The sequence below is a fragment of the Streptomyces sp. TLI_146 genome (genome assembly GCF_002846415.1).
Taxonomy (GTDB): Bacteria; Actinomycetota; Actinomycetes; order Streptomycetales; family Streptomycetaceae; genus Streptomyces.
In genome coordinates, this window is record NZ_PJMX01000001.1 from 6,496,769 (window position 1) to 6,515,652 (window position 18,884).

General features: G+C 73.1%; 16 protein-coding genes. 13 read left to right on the forward strand and 3 right to left on the reverse strand.

Translation table 11 applies throughout. From position 1 onward, the window contains the following. Positions 1-28: 28 nt before the first annotated feature. The 4 genes from ispG to BX283_RS29120 all read left to right on the forward strand — a co-directional run bounded on the left by ispG (position 29) and on the right by BX283_RS29120 (position 4,771). Positions 29-1,186: a flavodoxin-dependent (E)-4-hydroxy-3-methylbut-2-enyl-diphosphate synthase gene (gene ispG / locus BX283_RS29105; RefSeq protein ID WP_101390442.1), complete on the forward strand. Its 1,158-nt coding sequence runs from the start codon at positions 29-31 to the stop codon at positions 1,184-1,186. 357 nt (positions 1,187-1,543) lie between these two features. Further along, complete coding sequence (locus tag BX283_RS29110; protein WP_101390443.1) at positions 1,544-2,404, forward strand: GNAT family N-acetyltransferase; 861 nt, start codon at positions 1,544-1,546, stop codon at positions 2,402-2,404. A gap of 15 nt (positions 2,405-2,419) precedes the next feature. Then, positions 2,420-2,986, forward strand: a complete 567-nt coding sequence (locus tag BX283_RS29115) for a GNAT family N-acetyltransferase (RefSeq protein WP_101390444.1) — start codon at positions 2,420-2,422, stop codon at positions 2,984-2,986. A gap of 84 nt (positions 2,987-3,070) precedes the next feature. Then, positions 3,071-4,771, forward strand: a complete 1,701-nt coding sequence (locus tag BX283_RS29120; RefSeq protein WP_101390445.1) for a proline--tRNA ligase — start codon at positions 3,071-3,073, stop codon at positions 4,769-4,771. Positions 4,772-4,835: 64 nt separating this feature from the next. Here BX283_RS29120 and BX283_RS29125 read toward each other — a convergent pair whose 3' ends face one another. The 3 genes from BX283_RS29125 to BX283_RS29135 are packed head-to-tail and all read right to left on the reverse strand — an operon-like array spanning position 4,836 to position 6,683. Continuing rightward, the gene (locus BX283_RS29125; RefSeq protein ID WP_101390446.1) at positions 4,836-5,732 is read right to left on the reverse strand and encodes an aminoglycoside phosphotransferase family protein; all 897 of its coding nucleotides are present in this window, start codon (positions 5,730-5,732) and stop codon (positions 4,836-4,838) included. Positions 5,733-5,754: 22 nt separating this feature from the next. Continuing rightward, complete coding sequence (locus BX283_RS29130) at positions 5,755-6,183, reverse strand: ferritin-like domain-containing protein (RefSeq protein ID WP_101390447.1); 429 nt, start codon at positions 6,181-6,183, stop codon at positions 5,755-5,757. Next, on the reverse strand, positions 6,183-6,683 hold the full coding sequence (locus BX283_RS29135) for a hypothetical protein (protein WP_101390448.1): 501 nt from the start codon (positions 6,681-6,683) through the stop codon (positions 6,183-6,185). The genes BX283_RS29130 and BX283_RS29135 overlap by 1 nt, the downstream gene beginning before the upstream one ends. Before the next feature lie 186 nt (positions 6,684-6,869). Between BX283_RS29135 and rimP the strand changes: the two genes are divergently transcribed. The 9 genes from rimP to BX283_RS29180 all read left to right on the forward strand — a co-directional run bounded on the left by rimP (position 6,870) and on the right by BX283_RS29180 (position 18,808). Then, on the forward strand, positions 6,870-7,367 hold the full coding sequence (rimP, locus tag BX283_RS29140; protein ID WP_101390449.1) for a ribosome maturation factor RimP: 498 nt from the start codon (positions 6,870-6,872) through the stop codon (positions 7,365-7,367). 2 nt (positions 7,368-7,369) lie between these two features. Then, complete coding sequence (nusA, locus tag BX283_RS29145; RefSeq protein ID WP_101390450.1) at positions 7,370-8,362, forward strand: transcription termination factor NusA; 993 nt, start codon at positions 7,370-7,372, stop codon at positions 8,360-8,362. Positions 8,363-8,493: 131 nt separating this feature from the next. After that, the gene (locus tag BX283_RS29150) at positions 8,494-8,772 is read left to right on the forward strand and encodes a YlxR family protein (RefSeq protein WP_101390451.1); all 279 of its coding nucleotides are present in this window, start codon (positions 8,494-8,496) and stop codon (positions 8,770-8,772) included. Between the two features lie 148 nt (positions 8,773-8,920). After that, entirely contained in the window at positions 8,921-12,022 is a 3,102-nt protein-coding gene (infB, locus tag BX283_RS29155; protein ID WP_101390452.1) for a translation initiation factor IF-2, read from the forward strand. Positions 12,023-12,159: 137 nt separating this feature from the next. Next, the gene (locus tag BX283_RS29160; protein ID WP_067164897.1) at positions 12,160-12,453 is read left to right on the forward strand and encodes a DUF503 domain-containing protein; all 294 of its coding nucleotides are present in this window, start codon (positions 12,160-12,162) and stop codon (positions 12,451-12,453) included. Positions 12,454-12,491: 38 nt separating this feature from the next. Then, a complete protein-coding gene (gene rbfA, locus BX283_RS29165; RefSeq protein ID WP_101390453.1) occupies positions 12,492-12,941 on the forward strand; it encodes a 30S ribosome-binding factor RbfA in 450 nt (149 codons plus the stop codon). Continuing rightward, the gene (gene truB, locus BX283_RS29170; protein WP_101390454.1) at positions 12,938-13,843 is read left to right on the forward strand and encodes a tRNA pseudouridine(55) synthase TruB; all 906 of its coding nucleotides are present in this window, start codon (positions 12,938-12,940) and stop codon (positions 13,841-13,843) included. The genes rbfA and truB overlap by 4 nt, the downstream gene beginning before the upstream one ends. Before the next feature lie 181 nt (positions 13,844-14,024). Then, positions 14,025-17,786 carry a serine protease gene (locus BX283_RS29175; protein WP_101390455.1) on the forward strand — a complete coding sequence of 1,254 codons (3,762 nt, stop codon included), beginning with the start codon at positions 14,025-14,027 and terminating at the stop codon, positions 17,784-17,786. A gap of 62 nt (positions 17,787-17,848) precedes the next feature. Continuing rightward, on the forward strand, positions 17,849-18,808 hold the full coding sequence (locus tag BX283_RS29180; protein WP_101390456.1) for a bifunctional riboflavin kinase/FAD synthetase: 960 nt from the start codon (positions 17,849-17,851) through the stop codon (positions 18,806-18,808). Positions 18,809-18,884: the final 76 nt, after the last annotated feature.

Here is an 18,884-nt window from a genome sequence, read left to right on the forward strand (position 1 = left end):
TGATCCACACCTTGGGGTTGCACAGCAGATGACTGCGATTTCACTGGGAATGCCGTCCGTACCGACCAGGCTGGCCGAGCGTCGCAAGAGCCGTCAGATCCAGGTCGGGTCCGTGGCGGTCGGCGGGGACGCTCCTGTCTCGGTGCAGTCGATGACGACGACGCGTACGTCGGACATCGGCGCGACCCTTCAGCAGATCGCGGAGCTGACGGCTTCGGGCTGTCAGATCGTGCGGGTGGCGTGTCCGACGCAGGATGATGCGGACGCGCTGGCGACGATTGCGAAGAAGTCGCAGATTCCGGTGATCGCGGATATTCATTTCCAGCCGAAGTATGTGTTCGCGGCGATTGATGCCGGGTGTGCGGCGGTGCGGGTGAATCCGGGGAACATCAAGCAGTTCGATGACAAGGTGAAGGAGATCGCGCGGGCGGCGAAGGACGCGGGGACGCCGATTCGTATCGGTGTGAACGCGGGGTCGCTGGATGCGCGGTTGCTGAAGAAGTACGGGAAGGCGACGCCGGAGGCGTTGGTGGAGTCGGCGCTGTGGGAGGCGTCGCTCTTCGAGGAGCATGATTTCCGGGATATCAAGATCTCGGTGAAGCACAACGATCCGGTGGTGATGGTCGAGGCGTACCGTCAGCTGGCTGCGCAGTGCGAGTACCCGTTGCATCTGGGGGTGACGGAGGCGGGGCCGGCGTTCCAGGGGACGATCAAGTCGGCGGTGGCGTTCGGTGCGCTGTTGAGTCAGGGGATCGGGGACACGATCCGGGTTTCCCTGTCGGCGCCGCCGGCGGAGGAGATCAAGGTGGGGATGCAGATTCTGGAGTCGTTGAATCTGCGTCAGCGGCGGCTGGAGATCGTGTCCTGTCCGTCCTGTGGGCGTGCCCAGGTGGATGTGTACAAGCTGGCTGAGGAGGTCACGGCGGGGCTGGAGGGCATGGAGGTGCCGCTTCGGGTCGCCGTGATGGGGTGTGTCGTGAACGGGCCCGGCGAGGCCCGTGAGGCGGACCTGGGTGTGGCTTCGGGCAACGGCAAGGGGCAGATCTTCGTGAAGGGTGAGGTCATCAAGACCGTGCCCGAGTCGAAGATCGTCGAGACGTTGATCGAGGAGGCGATGAAGATCGCCGAGCAGATGGAGAAGGACGGCGTGGTGTCGGGCGAGCCGCAGGTGTCTGTGGCGGGTTGATCCCCCCACCCCGCCCGTTCCCTTAACCCTCCGGGGGTGGGTGGGTGGTTGAGGCCCGTTTCCCGGGGCTGCGCCCCCGGACCCCCCGGCTTCGTTCGTCTGCGGACCGTGGGGGGCTGGTCGCGCAGTTCCCCGCGCCCCTAAATGCGCCCCTCCGGGCCGCCCAGGGGATTGCCGCGCAGCGGCACCTATAGGGGCGCGGGGAACTGCGCGAGCAACCGGCCACGGTCCGCAGTCGAAAGAGGGTTCAGGGGCGCGGGGAACTGCGCGACCAGTTGGGGACGGCCCGCAGACGAATGCCGGGCCGGGGGCGCTGCCGCGCCGTAGGCGGGTACAGTGCGGAGATCAGCAGACCGTATGGTGAGGCCCCACGTGTTGACGCAGACCACCACCCGGGTCCTCGAACCCGGTGACCTCGGCGCGGCGCTCGCCGTCCTGGAGAGCGATCCGGTCGCCAACGCCTTCGTGGCCTCGCGTGTGCAGGTCGCCGGCCTCGACCCCTGGCGGCTCGGCGGCGAGATGTGGGGCTGGTACGCCGACGGCAAACTGCGCTCGCTCTGCTACTCCGGCGCCAACCTCGTCCCCATCTGCGCCACCCCCGAAGCCGTCCGCGCCTTCGCGGACCGCGCCCGCCGCACCGGCCGCCGCTGCTCCTCCATCGTCGGCCCGGCCGAGCCGACCGCCCTGCTCTGGAAGCTCCTGGAGCCGCACTGGGGCCCGGCCCGCGACGTCCGCCCGCACCAGCCGCTGATGGTCGCCGAGCGGATGCCCGACGACCTGGCCCCCGACCCGTACGTACGCCGGATCCGCAAGGACGAGATGGACGTGATCATGCCCGCGTGCGTGGCCATGTTCACCGAGGAGGTCGGCGTCTCCCCGATGGCGGGCGACGGCGGGCTGCTCTACCAGGCACGCGTCGCCGAACTCGTCGGCGCCGGGCGCTCGTTCGCCCGCGTCGAGGACGGCAAGGTCCTCTTCAAGGCCGAGATCGGCGCGGCCACCTCGCGCGCGTGCCAGATCCAGGGCGTCTGGGTCGCCCCCGAGCACCGGGGCCGGGGCCTGTCCGTCACCGGCATGGCCGCCGTGCTGCGCTACGCCCTCGCCGACGTGGCCCCCGTCGTCAGCCTCTACGTGAACGACTTCAACACGGCGGCACGCGCCTGCTACCGCCGGGTCGGCTTCCGTGAGACGGGGGCTTTCATGAGCGTGCTCTTCTGACAGTAGGGTGCGGCCATGGCACCTTCCTTTGGAGCCGGTCCCGGGACCCCCGAGGTGACGGTCGGACCGCTCGACCTCGCCGCCCGCGTGGACGAGGCCCTCGCCGTGCAGGCGGTCGCCTTCGGGCTCAGCGCGGAGGAGGTCGGCGTGCGCCGCCACATCGTGCTGCGCCACCTCGCGTGCCCCGGCGCGCGCGCCCTGGGCGCCACCACCCCCGACGGACGGCTCGTCGGCTTCGTGTACGGGATGCCCAACGACCGCGCGCACTGGTGGTCCACGGTCGTCGAACCGTATCTGCGCCACAACGGCACCGACGCCTGGCTGGACGACTCCTTCGTGATCACCGAGCTCCACGTCCACCCCTCCCACCAGGGCCGGGGCATCGGCCGCGAGCTCATCACCCGGATCACCGACAGCGCGGCCGAGCCGAGGTCGATCCTCTCCGCGATCGACACGGAGAGCCCGGCGCGGGCGCTGTACCGCGCGCTGGGGTATCTGGACCTCGCGGGCCAGGTCCACTTCCCGAGTGCGCCACGGCCGTACGCGGTGATGGGCGCGCACCTGCCGCTGCGGCGGCCGTGAGAGCCCCCGTAAACCGATTTCCACGCGCGCGGGGCGCGCGGATAACCTCCTGACACCACCCGTGTACGTACAGGAGAGATCCCCATGGCAGCCGCCCAGGTCCAGCGCATGTCCCGTCTGATGGTCAAGACACTGCGCGACGACCCGGCGGACGCGGAGACGCTCAGCCACAAGCTGCTGGTCCGGGCCGGATACGTACGGCGCAACGCGGCCGGTATCTGGACCTGGCTGCCGCTCGGCAAGAAGGTCCTCGACAACATCTCGAACATCGTGCGCGAGGAGATGGACGCCATCGGCGCCCAGGAGGTGCTGCTCCCGGCCCTGCTGCCCAAGGAGGCGTACGAGGCGAGCGGGCGCTGGGAGGAGTACGGCGACCTGCTGTTCCGGCTCAAGGACCGCAAGGGCGCGGACTATCTGCTCGGGCCCACCCACGAGGAGATCTTCACCCAGACCGTCAAGGACCAGTGCACGTCCTACAAGGACCTGCCGGTGATGCTCTACCAGATCCAGACCAAGTACCGCGACGAGGCGCGGCCCCGGTCGGGCGTGCTGCGCGGGCGCGAGTTCCAGATGAAGGACTCGTACTCGTTCGACACCACGGACGAGGGCCTGGCCGAGTCGTACGCGCTGCACCGCGAGGCGTACCGGAAGATCTTCGCCCGCCTCGGGCTCGACTACCGGATCGTTTCGGCGGTGTCGGGCGCGATGGGCGGCTCGGCGTCGGAGGAGTTCCTCGCCCCGGCCGCCGCCGGTGAGGACACGTTCGTGGACTGCCCGGCGTGCGAGTACGCGGCGAACACGGAGGCGGTGACCTTCGTGGCCGAGCCCGTGGACGCGTCCGGGGTCGGCCCCGTGGAGGAGCTGGACACGCCGGACACCCCGACGATCGAGTCCCTGGCGGCCCACCTGGGCGTGCCCGCCTCCGCCACCCTGAAGAACCTGCTGGTCAAGGTGGACGGCGAGATCGTGGCGGTCGGGGTGCCCGGGGACCGTGAGGTGGACCTGGGCAAGCTGGGCGAGCACCTGGCGCCCGCGGTCGTCGAGCTGGTCACCGCCGAGGACTTCGTGGACCGGCCCGATCTCGTCCGCGGATACGTCGGCCCGCAGGGCCTGGAGAAGGTCCGCTACATCGCCGACCCCCGGGTGGCCCCGGGGACGGCGTGGGTGACGGGCGCGAACCGTCCTGACACGCACGCGCGCAACGTGGTCTGCGGGCGGGACTTCTCGGTCGACGACTACCTCGACGTTGTCGTCGTCGAGGAGGGCGACCCGTGCCCCGCGTGCGGCGCGGGCCTGCGGCTCGATCGGGCGATCGAGATCGGGCACATCTTCCAGCTGGGCCGCAAGTACGCCGACACGTTCCAGCTCGACGTCCTGGGGCAGCAGGGCAAGCCGGTGCGGGTGACGATGGGCTCGTACGGGATCGGCATCTCGCGGGCCGTGGCCGCGCTGGCCGAGCAGACCGCCGACGCGGCCGGGCTGTGCTGGCCCGCCGAGGTCGCCCCGGCGGATGTCCACGTCGTCGCGGCGGGCAAGGCGCTCCAGACCGAGGTGGCCCTGGACGCGGCGGCGCGGCTGGCCGAGGCGGGGCTGCGGGTCCTTGTGGACGACCGGGCGGGGGTGTCGCCGGGGGTCAAGTTCACGGACGCGGAGCTGCTGGGCGTGCCGAAGATCCTGGTCGCGGGGCGGCGGGCCGCGGAAGGCGTGCTGGAGCTCAAGGACCGGCGGACGGGGGAGCGGGAGGAGCTCTCCGTGGCGGAGGCGATCGCCCGCCTGAGCGAGTAGCCCGGGTTCGTGGGCGGGCCGTGCCGGTGAGCAACCCGGCACGGCCCGCCGACGAAGCGGTTTCCTACAGCCAGCCCGCGAACTCCAGCAGCAGTTCCGACTCCTGGGTGCGGCCCGCCGCCCGGGCGCGCAGGCCGGACTCCACCGCCCGGAACAGGGTCCAGCCGTGCAGCCGCGCCGGGTCCACATCCAGCGCGTCCGCCAGCTTGTTCACCCGGCGCCGCGCGACCGCCGCGCCGCTCGGCGCCGCGATCAGGTCCTCGACGCGGTCGCGGACCAGACGGGCCAGATCGTAGGCCCGTTCGCCCACCAGCGGCTCGGGGCCGACCGTGAGCCACGGCGAGCGCTCGCTCGAAAGCACCTTGCTCTGGCGGAAGTTGCCGTGCAGGAGGAACTCCTCCGGCGGCGCCGCCGTCAACTCGTCCCGGGCCCCGAGCGCCGCCTCCGCCAGCGGTGCCAGCTCGTCCGGCAACCCGCCCCGCATCGGGGCCGCCTGACGCTCCGTCCGCTCCGCCACGGACTCGAAGCCGTGGGCCGTCGGCGGCTCCACCCACAGGCGGCGCAGCGTCCCCGCCGCCTCCAGGAGCGCCTTCGCCTCCGGGAGCGAGCGCAACGACACCTCGGGGTGCAGGCGTTCCAGCAGGAGGGAGTGGGAAGAGGCGGCGTCCAGGAGCTGTGCCGCGCCCCACCCCTTCCAGTGGGTCAGCGCCGCACTCTCCAGCTCCGGCCGTGCCTGAGCGGGGGCCAGCTTCAGGGCCGCCGGGGTGCCGTCCGGGCAGCGGACGAGGAGGACCAGACTGCTGCGGCCGCCGGGCGCCTGCACCCGGTCCACCGTCAGGCCGCGCTCCGCGACCGCCGCCTCGGCCAGGGCGGGCAGCTGCCCCAGCCAAGCTGCCGCGACGTCGTCCCCGTACGTCTCGCCGAGCGCGCGTACCAGCCGCTCAGGCGGTTCGAAAGCCATGCGTGCGTTGTCCCTTGGTCGGCTAACCGGTCGGGCCCGGACGTTCGGCGAGCCCCGGAAAGGCTACGCTGCCGCCCCGCCACCTCCCCGCCCGCACCGCCGCCTCCCGCAGCGCGGCCGCCGCCTCCCGGCGCAGCGGGCCCTCGGCCGCCCGGACCAGATCGGAGTAGACCCCCGCCACCCGGTCCTCCAGCTCGGCCGCGAGCCGCACCGCGGCCGCCGCGTCCGGCACCGGGAACGGCAGCGCGTACGCGGGCGCGGAGGCGACCGGAGCGGCGCCCAGGTCGCGCACGGTCCGGGTGAGCGCGTCCCGGCGCGCGCGGTGGGCCGCGTACGCCTCCCGGGCCTCCGCCCCGCGCGGCTCGGCGACCCGGCCGCCGAGGACCCCGTACCCGTACACCGCCGCGTGCTCCGCCGCGAGCGCGGCCTGCGCCGCTTCCAGGGCCGACATCAGCTGCCCTCCCGCCGGGTGAGCAGATACGCGTGGACCGCGCCCGCCGCCGCGACCGAGGCCAGCAGCCGGGCGAGCTCGGGGGGCGCCTCGGCCAGTGCCGCCGTGTGGGCGTCCGCGACCTGGCGGGCCGTCGCGGCCAGGTCGCGCAGCGCCTCGGCGGGATCGTCGGGGACGGGCGACGGAGGCGGGGAGGCGAGGCGCGCGGGGGCCGCCGCCAGCGCCGTCGCGTGCTGCGCGGCCTCCTCGCGCAGGGGCGCGAGCCGCTCCCGTACCGCCGGATGGCGCAGTGCGACCGCCTCGTACCGGTCGCGCAGCGCGGCGCTCGCCGCCGCGGTGCGCAGCCGCAGGGCGGCCTCGGCCGCGCGGGCCCGCTCCGCCGCGTCGCGGTCGGTCTGCGGCGACATGCTGTCCGAGCAGGCGGCGAGCAGTGCGGCGGCGGCCGCGCCGGTCACCGCGAGGGCGGCTCTGCGAGAGGTCGGCGTCCTGGTAGCGGGCACGTCTGTCTCCCCTGTGGGCTCCGGCCCCGGGGGCCGCCAAGTGATCACCGCAGGCGAGCGTACCCGCGCCCCGCTCCGGGTGGACGGCAACACCCCCCGGGACCGGATACCCTTTGACCTGACGGCGCAGACGTATGCCGTACGCGACGATCCCACAACAGCACACGCGGCCGAGGAGTCACCCGGATGAGCACGACCCAGAGCGAGAGGCTGCGCGGACTGCTGGAACCGCTCGTCAGCGCGAAGGATCTCGATCTCGAGGAGATCGAGGTGTCCCGGGCCGGCCGCCGCCGCATGCTGCGTATCGTCGTCGACTCCGACGAGGGCGTGGAGCTGGACACCTGTGCCGAGCTGAGCCGGGCCGTCTCCGACGCGCTCGACGAGAGCGATGTCATGGGTGACGAGGAGTACGTCCTCGAAGTCACCTCCCCCGGTGCCGAGCGCCCGCTCTCCGAGCTGCGCCACTACGTGCGCGCCACCGGACGGCTCGCCCGGTTCACCCTCGCCGAGGGCGGCGAGCTGGTCGCGCGCATCCTGAGCGCCGACGAGGACGGGGTGGACCTGGAAGTGCCGGGCGTGAAGGGCCGCAAGGCCACCGCCCGCCGGATCGCGTTCGCCGACATCGCCAAGGCGCGTGTCGAGATCGAGTTCAACCGCAAGGACAAGAAGGAAGAGGAGGCGTAGCCATGGACATCGACATGAGTGCCCTGCGGGGTTTGGTACGGGAGAAGGAGATCTCCTTCGACCTGCTGGTCGAGGCCATCGAGTCGGCCCTCCTCATCGCCTACCACCGCACCGAGGGAAGCTTCCGCCGCGCGCGCGTCAAGCTCGACCGCGAGAACGGTCATGTGACCGTGTGGGCGAAGGAAGACCCGGCCGACCTGGAAGAGGGCCAGGAGGCCAAGGAGTTCGACGACACCCCGACCGGCTTCGGCCGCATCGCCGCCACCACCGCCAAGCAGGTCATCCTGCAGCGGCTGCGCGACGCCGAGGACGACATCACCTTCGGTGAGTTCGCCGGGCGCGAGGGCGACGTGATCACCGGTGTCGTGCAGCAGGGCAAGGACCCGAAGAACGTCCTGGTCGACATCGGCAAGATGGAGGCCATGCTCCCGGTGCAGGAGCAGGTCCCGGGCGAGGAGTACACCCACGGACTGCGCCTTCGTACGTACGTCGTACGGGTGGCGAAGGGCGTGCGCGGTCCCTCGGTGACGCTCTCGCGCACCCACCCCAATCTGGTGAAGAAGCTCTTCGCCCTGGAGGTGCCGGAGATCGCGGACGGCTCGGTGGAGATCTCCGCCATCGCCCGTGAGGCCGGTCACCGTACGAAGATCGCGGTCCGCTCGACCCGCAGCGGTCTGAACGCCAAGGGCGCCTGCATCGGCCCGATGGGCGGCCGGGTGCGCAACGTCATGGCCGAGCTGCACGGCGAGAAGATCGACATCGTCGACTGGTCGGACGACCCGGCCGAGATGGTGGCGAACGCGCTCTCCCCGGCCCGGGTCTCCCGGGTCGAGGTGGTGGACCTCGCGGCCCGCTCCGCGCGGGTCACCGTGCCCGACTACCAGCTCTCGCTGGCCATCGGCAAGGAGGGTCAGAACGCCCGGCTCGCCGCGCGGCTCACCGGCTGGCGCATCGACATCCGGCCGGACACGGAGCAGCCCTCCGAGCAGGACTGAGCAGACGGCCACGGGGTCCGGGAATAGCACCGGGCCCCGTGGCTGTTGCCGTCATGGCGATCTTTTAGGACAACGGCCGTTCGATTTTTGCCCCAAAGGGGTGAGGTCGGTACGGGGAGGTAGACTTAAACGTGTCTGGCCGGACGCATGCCCGCGCATGCCCTGAGCGCACCTGTGTGGGGTGCCGGGAGCGAGCGGCCAAGACCGATTTGCTGCGCATCGTGGAGGTCGAGGGCGCTTGCGTCCCCGATCCTCGCGGTACGCTGCCCGGCCGGGGTGCGTACGTTCACCCCGCCTCGGTCTGTCTCGACCTGGCGGTCCGCCGCCGGGCGCTCTCCCGGGCCTTCAAGGTCAAGGAGCCGCTGGACAGCGAGGCCGTGCGTCAGCACGTCGAGCAGGCAGCACCGTAAGAAGAAGTACGGCACGGAACACCGTGCGGTCAGGTACCTCGCGAGTTGGAAGTAGGTCGAGATTGCGATGAGCACTCGATGAGTACGCGATGAGTACGCCCATGAAGTAGCGACGGTCCGGCGGTAACCCGGACCTAAAAGGAGCGAAGTGGCTAAGGTCCGGGTATACGAACTCGCCAAGGAGTTCGGGGTGGAGAGCAAGGTCGTCATGGCCAAGCTCCAAGAACTCGGTGAATTCGTCCGTTCGGCGTCCTCGACGATCGAGGCGCCTGTTGTACGCAAGCTGACCGACGCTTTGCAGGGGCCCGGTGGTAACGCCGGCAAGTCCGCTGCCAAGCCGAGCGCGCCCCGCAAGGCGACGCCTGCCAAGCCCGCCGCGCCCTCCCCGGCGCAGGCGGCACGTCCCGCTGCCCCCAAGCCCGGCGCCCCGGCCCCCAAGCCGGCCGCCGCCGAGGCCCCCAAGAGCAGCACCCCGTCCACGGCGCCGGCCCCCGGCCCGCGTCCGGGTCCCAAGCCCGCGCCGGCCAAGCCCGCCCCGGCGGCTCCGGTCCCCGCGGCCGAGTTCTCGGCTCCGGCGGCCCAGGCCCCCGCGCCGCAGCAGCAGGCCCCGCGTCCCGCGGGTGCCACCCCCGGCCCGCGTCCGGCCGCCCGTCCCGCCGCCTCCGGCGGTCAGGGCGAGCGCCAGGGCGGCCAGGGTGCCCGTCCCGGCGGCGCTCCGCGTCCCGCCGCGGGCGAGCGCGCCCCGCGTCCGGGCGGTGCCCGTCCGGCCGGTCCGCGCCCCGGCAACAACCCCTTCACCTCCGGCGGCTCCACCGGTATGGCGCGTCCGCAGACGCCCCGTCCCGGCGGTGGCGCGCCCCGTCCCGGCGGCGCCGGTGCCCCCGGTGGCGCCCCGCGTCCGCAGGGCGGTCCCGGCGGTGCTCCGCGTCCCCAGGGCCAGGGCGCTCCGCGTCCGACCCCGGGCGGTATGCCCCGCCCGCAGGGCGGCGCCCCGCGTCCGGGCGGTGCCCCGGGCGGCGGCGGTAACCGTCCCAACCCCGGCATGATGCCGCAGCGTCCCGCTGCGGGCCCGCGTCCCGGCGGCGGCCCCGGTGGCCGTGGTCCCGGTGGCCCCGGTGGCCGTCCGGGCGGCGCCGGCCGTCCTGCGGGCGGGGGCTTCGCCGGCCGTCCGGCCGGTCCCGGCGGCGGCGGTCGTCCCGGTGGCGGCGGTGGCTTCGGCGGCCGTCCCGGCGGTGGCGGCGGCGCTCCCGGTGGTGGCGGCGGCTTCGGCGGCGGTCGTCCCGGCTTCGCCGGTCGTCCCGGCGGCCCCGGTGGCCGTGGCGGCACGCAGGGTGCCTTCGGCCGTCCCGGCGGGCCCGCCCGTCGCGGTCGCAAGTCGAAGCGTCAGAGGCGCCAGGAGTACGAGGCCATGCAGGCCCCGTCGGTCGGCGGCGTGATGCTGCCCCGCGGCAACGGCGAGACCGTTCGCCTGTCGCGCGGTGCTTCGCTCACCGACTTCGCGGAGAAGATCAACGCCAACCCGGCGTCGCTGGTCGCGGTCATGATGAACCTCGGCGAGATGGTCACTGCCACGCAGTCCGTCTCCGACGAGACCCTCCAGCTCCTCGCGGGCGAGATGAACTACCAGGTTCAGATCGTCAGCCCGGAGGAGGAGGACCGCGAGCTGCTCGAGTCCTTCGACATCGAGTTCGGCGAGGACGAGGGCGGCGAGGAGTACCTCGTGGCGCGTCCGCCGGTCGTCACCGTCATGGGTCACGTCGACCACGGAAAGACCCGACTGCTCGACGCGATCCGCAAGACGAACGTCGTGGCGGGCGAGGCCGGTGGCATCACCCAGCACATCGGTGCCTACCAGGTCGGTACCGAGGTCAACGGCGAAGAGCGCAAGATCACCTTCATCGACACCCCGGGTCACGAGGCGTTCACCGCCATGCGTGCCCGTGGTGCGAAGTCGACCGACATCGCGATCCTCGTGGTCGCGGCCAACGACGGCGTCATGCCGCAGACGATCGAGGCGCTCAACCACGCCAAGGCCGCCGGCGTCCCGATCGTCGTCGCGGTCAACAAGATCGACGTCGAGGGTGCGGACCCGGTCAAGGTCCGCGGTCAGCTGACCGAGTTCGGTCTGGTGGCCGAGGAGTACGGCGGCGACACCATGTTCGTCGACATCTCCGCCAAGCAGGGTCTGCACATCGACTCCCTGCTGGAGGCCGTCGTCCTCACCGCCGACGCCTCGCTCGACCTGCGGGCCAACCCGGAGCAGGACGCGCAGGGCATCGCGATCGAGGCCCACCTCGACCGCGGCCGCGGCGCCGTCGCCACCGTCCTCGTCCAGCGCGGTACCCTCCGCGTCGGCGACACGATGGTCGCCGGTGACGCCTACGGCCGAGTGCGCGCCATGCTCGACGACAAGGGCGAGAACGTGGAAGAGGCGGGTCCGTCGACCCCGGTCCTCGTCCTCGGTCTCACCAACGTCCCGGGCGCGGGCGACAACTTCCTGGTGGTCGACGAGGACCGTACGGCCCGTCAGATCGCCGAGAAGCGCGCCGCCCGCGAGCGCAACGCCGCGTTCGCCAAGCGCACCCGCCGGGTGTCCCTCGAGGACCTCGACAAGGTGCTCAAGGCCGGTCTGGTCCAGGACCTCAACATCATCATCAAGGGCGACGCGTCCGGTGCGGTCGAGGCTCTCGAGTCCTCGCTGCTCCAGCTCGACGTCGGTGAAGAGGTCGACATCCGCATCCTGCACCGCGGTGTGGGTGCGGTCACCGAGTCCGACATCGACCTGGCGATGGGCTCCGACGCCATCGTCATCGGCTACAACGTCCGTGCGGCCGGCCGTGCCGCGCAGATGGCGGAGCGCGAGGGCGTCGACGTCCGCTACTACTCGGTGATCTACCAGGCCATCGAGGAGATCGAGGCGGCCCTCAAGGGCATGCTGAAGCCGGAGTACGAGGAGGTCGAGCTCGGCACCGCGGAGATCCGCGAGGTCTTCCGCTCGTCCAAGCTCGGCAACATCGCGGGTGTGCTCATCCGCTCCGGCGAGGTCAAGCGGAACACGAAGGCCCGCCTCCTCCGGGACGGCAAGGTCATCGCGGAGAACCTCAACATCGAGGGTCTGCGCCGCTTCAAGGACGACGTCACCGAGATCCGCGAAGGCTTCGAGGGCGGTATCAACCTCGGAAACTTCAACGACATCAAGATCGACGACGTCATCGCGACGTACGAGATGCGCGAGAAGCCGCGCGGCTGATCGTCGTATCGACCCGGGGCCGGTCGGCGGAGCTTATTCCGTCGATCGGCCCCGGCCGTTGCGTGTACGGTTCTGGTGTCCCCGCCAAGTCATCGGCGGGGCCATCTACCCCGGACCGGCGGGATATCCGGACACCTATGTATGTGGGGACGCTGTCCTTCGACCTGCTCCTCGGCGACGTACGGTCGCTGAAGGAAAAACGCTCCGTCGTGCGGCCGATCGTCGCCGAACTCCAGCGCAAGTACGCGGTGAGCGCGGCGGAAGTCGGCGACCAGGACCTCCATCGCAGGGCCGAGATCGGCCTGGCGGTGGTCTCCGGCGACACGGGGCACCTCACAGACGTACTCGACCGGTGCGAGCGCATGGTCGCCGCCCGGCCCGAGGTGGAGCTGCTGTCGGTGCGACGCAGGCTCCACAGTGACGAAGACTGAAAACTGAGCTTGAGCAAGGCAAAGAAGGAGAAGGACCAGTGGCCGACAACGCGCGGGCGAAGAAGCTGGCGGACCTCATCCGGGAGGTGGTCGCCCAGAAGCTGCAGCGCGGCATCAAGGACCCGCGCCTCGGTACGCATGTGACCATCACGGACACCAGGGTCACCGGCGACCTGCGGGAGGCCACGGTCTTCTACACGGTCTACGGCGACGACGAGGACCGGGCCAGCGCGGCCGCCGGACTGGAGAGCGCCAAGGGCATCCTGCGCTCCGCGGTCGGCTCCGCCGCCGGCACCAAGTTCACGCCGACCCTGACGTTCGTGGCGGACGCCCTCCCGGAGAACGCCAAGACGATCGAGGACCTCCTCGACAAGGCGCGGGCCTCGGACGCCGCGGTGCGCGAGGTCTCCTCGGGCGCCAAGTACGCCGGCGACGCCGACCCGTACAAGAAGCCTGACGAGGACGACGAGGGTACCGCCGCCGAATGAGCAACGTACAGAAGACGCCGGACGGCCTTGTCATCGTCGACAAGCCGTCCGGCTTCACTTCGCACGACGTCGTGGCCAAGATGCGCGGGATCGCCAAGACCCGCAGGGTCGGCCACGCGGGCACGCTCGACCCGATGGCGACGGGCGTGCTCGTGCTGGGCGTCGAGCGCGCCACCAAGCTGCTCGGGCACCTCGCCCTGACCGAGAAGGAGTACCTCGGTACGATCCGCCTCGGCCAGGACACCGTCACCGACGACGCCGAGGGCGAGATCACCTCGTCCACCGACGCCTCGAAGGTGACCCGCGAGGGCATCGACGCCGGTGTCGCGGCGCTGACCGGCGCCATCATGCAGGTCCCGTCGAAGGTCTCGGCCATCAAGATCGACGGCAAGCGCTCCTACGCGCGCGTGCGCGGCGGCGAGGAGTTCGAGATCCCGGCCCGGCCGGTGACGGTCTCCTCGTTCCGGGTGTACGACGTGCGCGAGGCGGTGGCCGAGGACGGCACCCCCGTCGTCGACCTGGTCGTCTCGGTGGTCTGCTCCTCCGGTACGTACATCCGCGCCCTCGCCCGCGACCTGGGCGCCGGGCTCGGCGTCGGCGGTCATCTGACGGCGCTGCGGCGCACCCGGGTCGGGCCCTACGGCCTGGACGCGGCCCGCACGCTCGACCAGCTCCAGGAGGAGCTGACGGTGATGCCGGTCGCCGAGGCTGCGGCCGCCGCGTTCGCCCGCTGGGACGTGGACGAGCGGCGCGCCGGGCTGCTCCTGAACGGGGTGCGCCTGGACATGCCCGAGGTGTACGGCGAGGGCAAGCCGGTCGCCGTCTACGGGCCGGGCGAGCGCCTCCTCGCGCTCGTCGAGAGCCAGCGCGGCAAGGCGAAGAGCCTGGCGGTGTTCGGCTAGCCCCCGAGGGGCGGCCGGGACTCGTCCCGGGTTCTCAAACGTGTGGCGGGCTCCTTGCGAGCCCGCCACAGGTGTTTTCACCCCTGCGTGCAGGCGCTCGTAGTGAAAGAGGGGTGCACTGGGGGGCGCTTTCGCCTCGCGTTCTTCTCGGGCGGATCATCCCAGAACTACCGTTTCGGACATGGGACGCGGGGACGGCGACGGGGGCCGGGAGACGCTGGTACGGATCTGCGATCTGGCGGGACGTACCCGGGGCACCGGATTCGTCGCCGACGACCGCGGCACCGTGGTCACCAGCCACGAGGCGGTGGACGGGCTCACCCGGGTGGTGCTGCACGCGCCCGGCGAGCGCACCTGCCTCGCCGAGGCCGACGCGGTCACCCCGCTGCCGGAGGCCGACCTCGCCCTGGTGCGCACCGAGGGCCTGGGAGTGCGGCCGCTGCCCGTCGCCGCCCGGGAGTCGGTCGCCGCGGGCACGTACGTACGGATCGCCGCGCACGGCTGGCGCGAGGCGCGGGTGCTCGGCGAGTCGCCCGTCACCTACACCGCCACCGACCGCTTCCACCTCCTCGGCTCCGCCCTGGAGCTGGCGATCGGCACCGAGGGCGCCGACGCGCTGCGGCTCGGCGGCGAGGCCGCGGGAGGGCCGGTCCTGGACGCGGCGACCGGTGCGGTGCTCGGGGTGCTCGGCACCGCGCTGCACGCGGCGCACCGGGCGGCCGGATTCGCGGTGCCGCTGCGGCCCGACGGGGGCCCGCTCGAAGAGCTGCTGCGGCGCAACGCGGCGACCGTGCCGGGGTACGGCGAGGACCTGAACCTGGCGGGCGCGCTCCAGCTCACCGCGACCTCGGTGGGCTCGGCCGGCGGCCCCGGAGCACGCCAGGACCCGGTCGAACGGCGGCTCACCGTACGGCACTTCACGGACTTCGCGGCGGGGCGGGCCAGTGTGCTCGGCCTGGTCGGAGACCCCGGCACCGGCCGCACCACCGAGCTCGCCGCACTCGCCGCCCGCCGCGCCCGGGGCCCGGAGCCCGCCCCCACGGTGTGGCTGCGCGGCGCGGACCTGCGCGCGGGCGACGGCTCGGTGGCCGACGCGGTGGCGCGGGCGCTGCGCCAGGCGGGCCGGATCGTGGCGGCCGCGGGCGCTCCCGGAGACATGGAGTGCGCCACCCCGGAGCGGGTGGCACGGCTGGCCTCGGACGCCGGGCGCCCGCTGCTCGTCCTGCTCGACGGGCCCGAGGAGATGCCGCCCGTGCTCGCGCACCGGCTGCCCGAGTGGACGGCCGGTACGGCGGCGTGGCTGCGCGCGGCCGGGGCGCGGCTCGTGGTGGCCTGCCGCCCCGAGCACTGGGAGCAGGCCGGGGCGCTCTTCCCGCCGGACGCGCTGCACCCGGCCGAGGCGTCCCGGCTGCCGCACGCCGTGCGGATCGGCGACCTCTCCCGCAAGGAGGCCACCCGGGCCCGCGAGCGGTACGGCATCCCGGACAACGCCCTGGCCGACCGGGCCGGGCGGCATCCGCTGACGCTGCGGCTGCTCGCCGAGGTGCGCGACGCGCTGCCGGGCGAGGTGCCGGGCCGCCCCGGGCGCGAGGACGTCTTCGCCGCGCATCTGGATCTGATGTGCCTGCGCATCGCGGTACGGCTGGCGGCCGCCCGGCGCCCCGCACTGCGCGGCACGGCGGTGCGGCGGCTGGCCGCTCGGGTCTCGGGCCGGGTCCACGAGGCGGCCCGGCGCTGTCTGGGCCCGGGCCAGGGCGAGCTGGACCGCGAGAACTTCGAGGAGATCTTCCCCTGGCGCACCGGCTGGGCGTCCGCGGTCCTCACCGAGGGGCTGCTCGTCCCGGCGGGCTCCGGCTACCGCTTCGCGCACGAGGAGCTGGCCGACTGGCTCCAGGCCGCCCACCTCGACCTGGACGGGGCCCTGCACGCCCTGGTCCACCGCTGGTGCGAGGACGCCACGGCCGCCGCCGACCGGGCCCCGGCCCGCCTGCCGTCCCGCCCGGGCACCAGCGGCCCGGCCGGGCGTAGCGAGGACGACGCGGCCTATGTGCCGCCACCCCCGGGGTCGCGCGCTGCCGCCGGCACGGGCGAGGAGGAGCCCGCCGGGCCGCCGCACCCCGGCGTCCCCGACCAGCGCCGCTCGCCGCGCAGTGAGGACGGCAGGCGGGGGCGGCGGTTCCGGCCGGGCCCGGTGCCGCCCGCGCCCGGGACGCGGCCCGCGCCCCCCGAGGACGAGCCCCGCACCCTCCCGGTGCCCCGGCACCGCATCGGCCCCGTCCTCCAGGCCCTGCTGCTCCTGGACCGCGAGCACGGGGCCGACCGGCTCGCCCCGCGCCTGGCGAAGCTGGTGGACGCGCTCGACCGGCTGGCGGAGGGCCCCGGCGCGGGCGGGCAGGACCGGATGGAGGACGCCCGCTGGTGGGCCGTCCATCTGCTCGGGCAGACGCTGCTGCGGGTGCCCGAGCCCCGTGCGTACCTCTGTGTGCTGCGGCTGCTCGCCGACCGGATCAGCGAGCGGTCGGTGCGCGCGGGCGGGCCGGGACAACTCTGCGGGCTGGGGGAGTTCGGGCCGTGGTTCTGGCAGCGGCTGCGGATCGGCGACGACCGCCGCATCGAGCTGATGCGGCGCCTTGTGCCCGCCGACGGGGCGCCGGGCGCGGCGCCGGGGTGGGAGCGGTACCTGGACGCCGTGGACCGGCGGCTCGCGGCCGAGCCCCGGAGCGTACAGCCGCTGCTGTGCCGGTGGTTCACCGACGAGCGGCCGCTGCCCGCGCCGCCGGGCAGCGAGATGCGCCCGACGGTGGCCGGGGCCGCGCAGGCCCTGCTCTACGCCCGCCGCTCGCTGGCCATCGATGACCTCACCGAGGCGCTGGTCGCCACCGCGCACGCCCGCGCCGACGAACTCCTGGCGGCGCTGGCCGAGGACGAGCCGTCCGCGCTCTGCCGGGCCGTGGACCGCTGGGCCCACGACGACCGGCCCGAACGGCGGGTGGCGGCTGCCGCGTACGGGCCGCGCGTCGCGCCGTACGTCACCACCGGCGCCGACCGCGACCTGCTGCGCTACGCCGCGCTCGCCCTGCTCGCCCGGTCCGCCGACACCCCGCTGCACGGCGCCGCGCTCGGGCTGCTCATCCGCGACCCGCGTACCCGCGCCCGCTACCTCGACAAGACGCTCGCGCGGTACGCGGGCGGCGATCCCCGGCTGCCCGCCGCCGCGCTCACCGCCGCCCTCACCACCCACCCCGAGCCGGTGCTCGCCGCCTTCCAGGCGCGTCTGGAGCAGCCGGGCGACGGCGCGGCCGAGGTGCTGGGGGCGCTCGCCGAGATCAACACGCCCGCGCTCGCGCGCCGCGCGGCAGCCCTGGTCCGCGCCTATCTGGACCGCCACCCGGAGGGCGCGGACCACGCCGCCGCGTTCGTGGAGCGGCGCCTGGAGTACGGACCGGCCGCGAGGGCCGTGCTGTTCCCGCTGGTCACGTCCGTACTGCGAGGCTGTTCGCCGCAGGTGCGGCGGGCGCTGGCGCCGGTGCTCGCCGCGCCCGGCAGCCGTACCTCGCGCCCTCTGCGGGCCGAGCTCCTGGACGTACTCCTCGAATACGAGCGGTACGAGTCGCGGGACCCGGCGGTCCTGCACGCCCTGCTGCGGGCGGCGGCCCTGGGAGCCGAGGCGCGGCCCGAGGCGCGCACCCGCGACCTGGTCCACCGCACCGGGCTGCTCCTGGTGCGCACCCCCGAAGGCGCCTCCTGCTTCGACCGCCGGGTCGTCGAGCTGGCCAGGGAAGTACCGGAATTCGCCGTTCAGGTGGCGGGCTGGCTGGTGCAGGCACCGCACGAGTGGTCGGCGGTGATCGGGCCGAGCGCCCGCCGCACGGTCGAGACGCTTGCGGTGCCCATGCCGATGCGGGCCGAGCCCGCCGGGCATGGCAGTCTTAGACCTGTGTGAGAGGCCTACTCTCACGTACACGGGTTCGGTTTTCGGCGAGTTTCGGGCGAGGAGCGGTCACAGTGCAGCGCTGGCGTGGCTTGGAGGACATTCCCCAGGACTGGGGACGCAGCGTCGTCACCATCGGCTCCTACGACGGGGTGCACCGCGGGCATCAGGTGATCATCGGGCGGGCCGTGGAGCGCGCCCGCGAGCTGGGCATCCCGTCGGTCGTGGTGACCTTCGACCCGCACCCCAGCGAGGTCGTGCGCCCCGGCAGCCACCCGCCGCTGCTCGCCCCGCACCACCGGCGCGCCGAGCTGATGGCGGACCTCGGGGTGGACGCGCTGCTCATCCTCCCCTTCACCAGCGAGTTCTCGAAGCTGTCGCCGGCCGAGTTCGTGGTCAAGGCGCTCGTCGACAAGCTGCACGCGCGCGTGGTCGTCGAGGGCCCCAACTTCCGCTTCGGCCACAAGGCGGCCGGCAACGTGGAGTTCCTGGCCGAGCTGGGCGAGACGTACGACTACGAGGTGGACGTCATCGACCACTTCGTCAGCGGCGAGGCGGGCGGCGGGCAGCCGTTCTCCTCGACCCTGACCCGGCGCCTGGTCGCCGAGGGCGATGTGGCGGGCGCGGCCGAGATCCTGGGCCGCCCGCACCGGGTCGAGGGCGTCGTGGTGCGCGGCGCGCAGCGCGGCCGCGAGCTGGGCTACCCGACGGCGAACGTGGAGACCTTGCCGCACACCGCGATCCCCGCGGACGGCGTGTACGCGGGCTGGCTCACCGCCGCCGGCGAGCGGATGCCCGCCGCGATCTCGGTCGGCACCAACCCGCAGTTCGACGGCACCGAGCGCACGGTCGAGGCGTACGCGATCGACCGCGTGGGGCTCGATCTGTACGGGCTGCACGTCGCGGTCGACTTCCTCGCGTATGTGCGCGGCCAGGAGAAGTTCGAGTCGATCGAGGCACTGCTCGAAGCGATCGCGCGCGATGTGAAGCGCTCGACGGAACTGATCGAGGCGGACGAGGCACGCGGCGCCTAGGACCGGTCAAACGCTGGTCAATCAGTGACCAGAAACCGCCCAAGACCTGGCATCCATTGATTATGGGTGAGGGTTT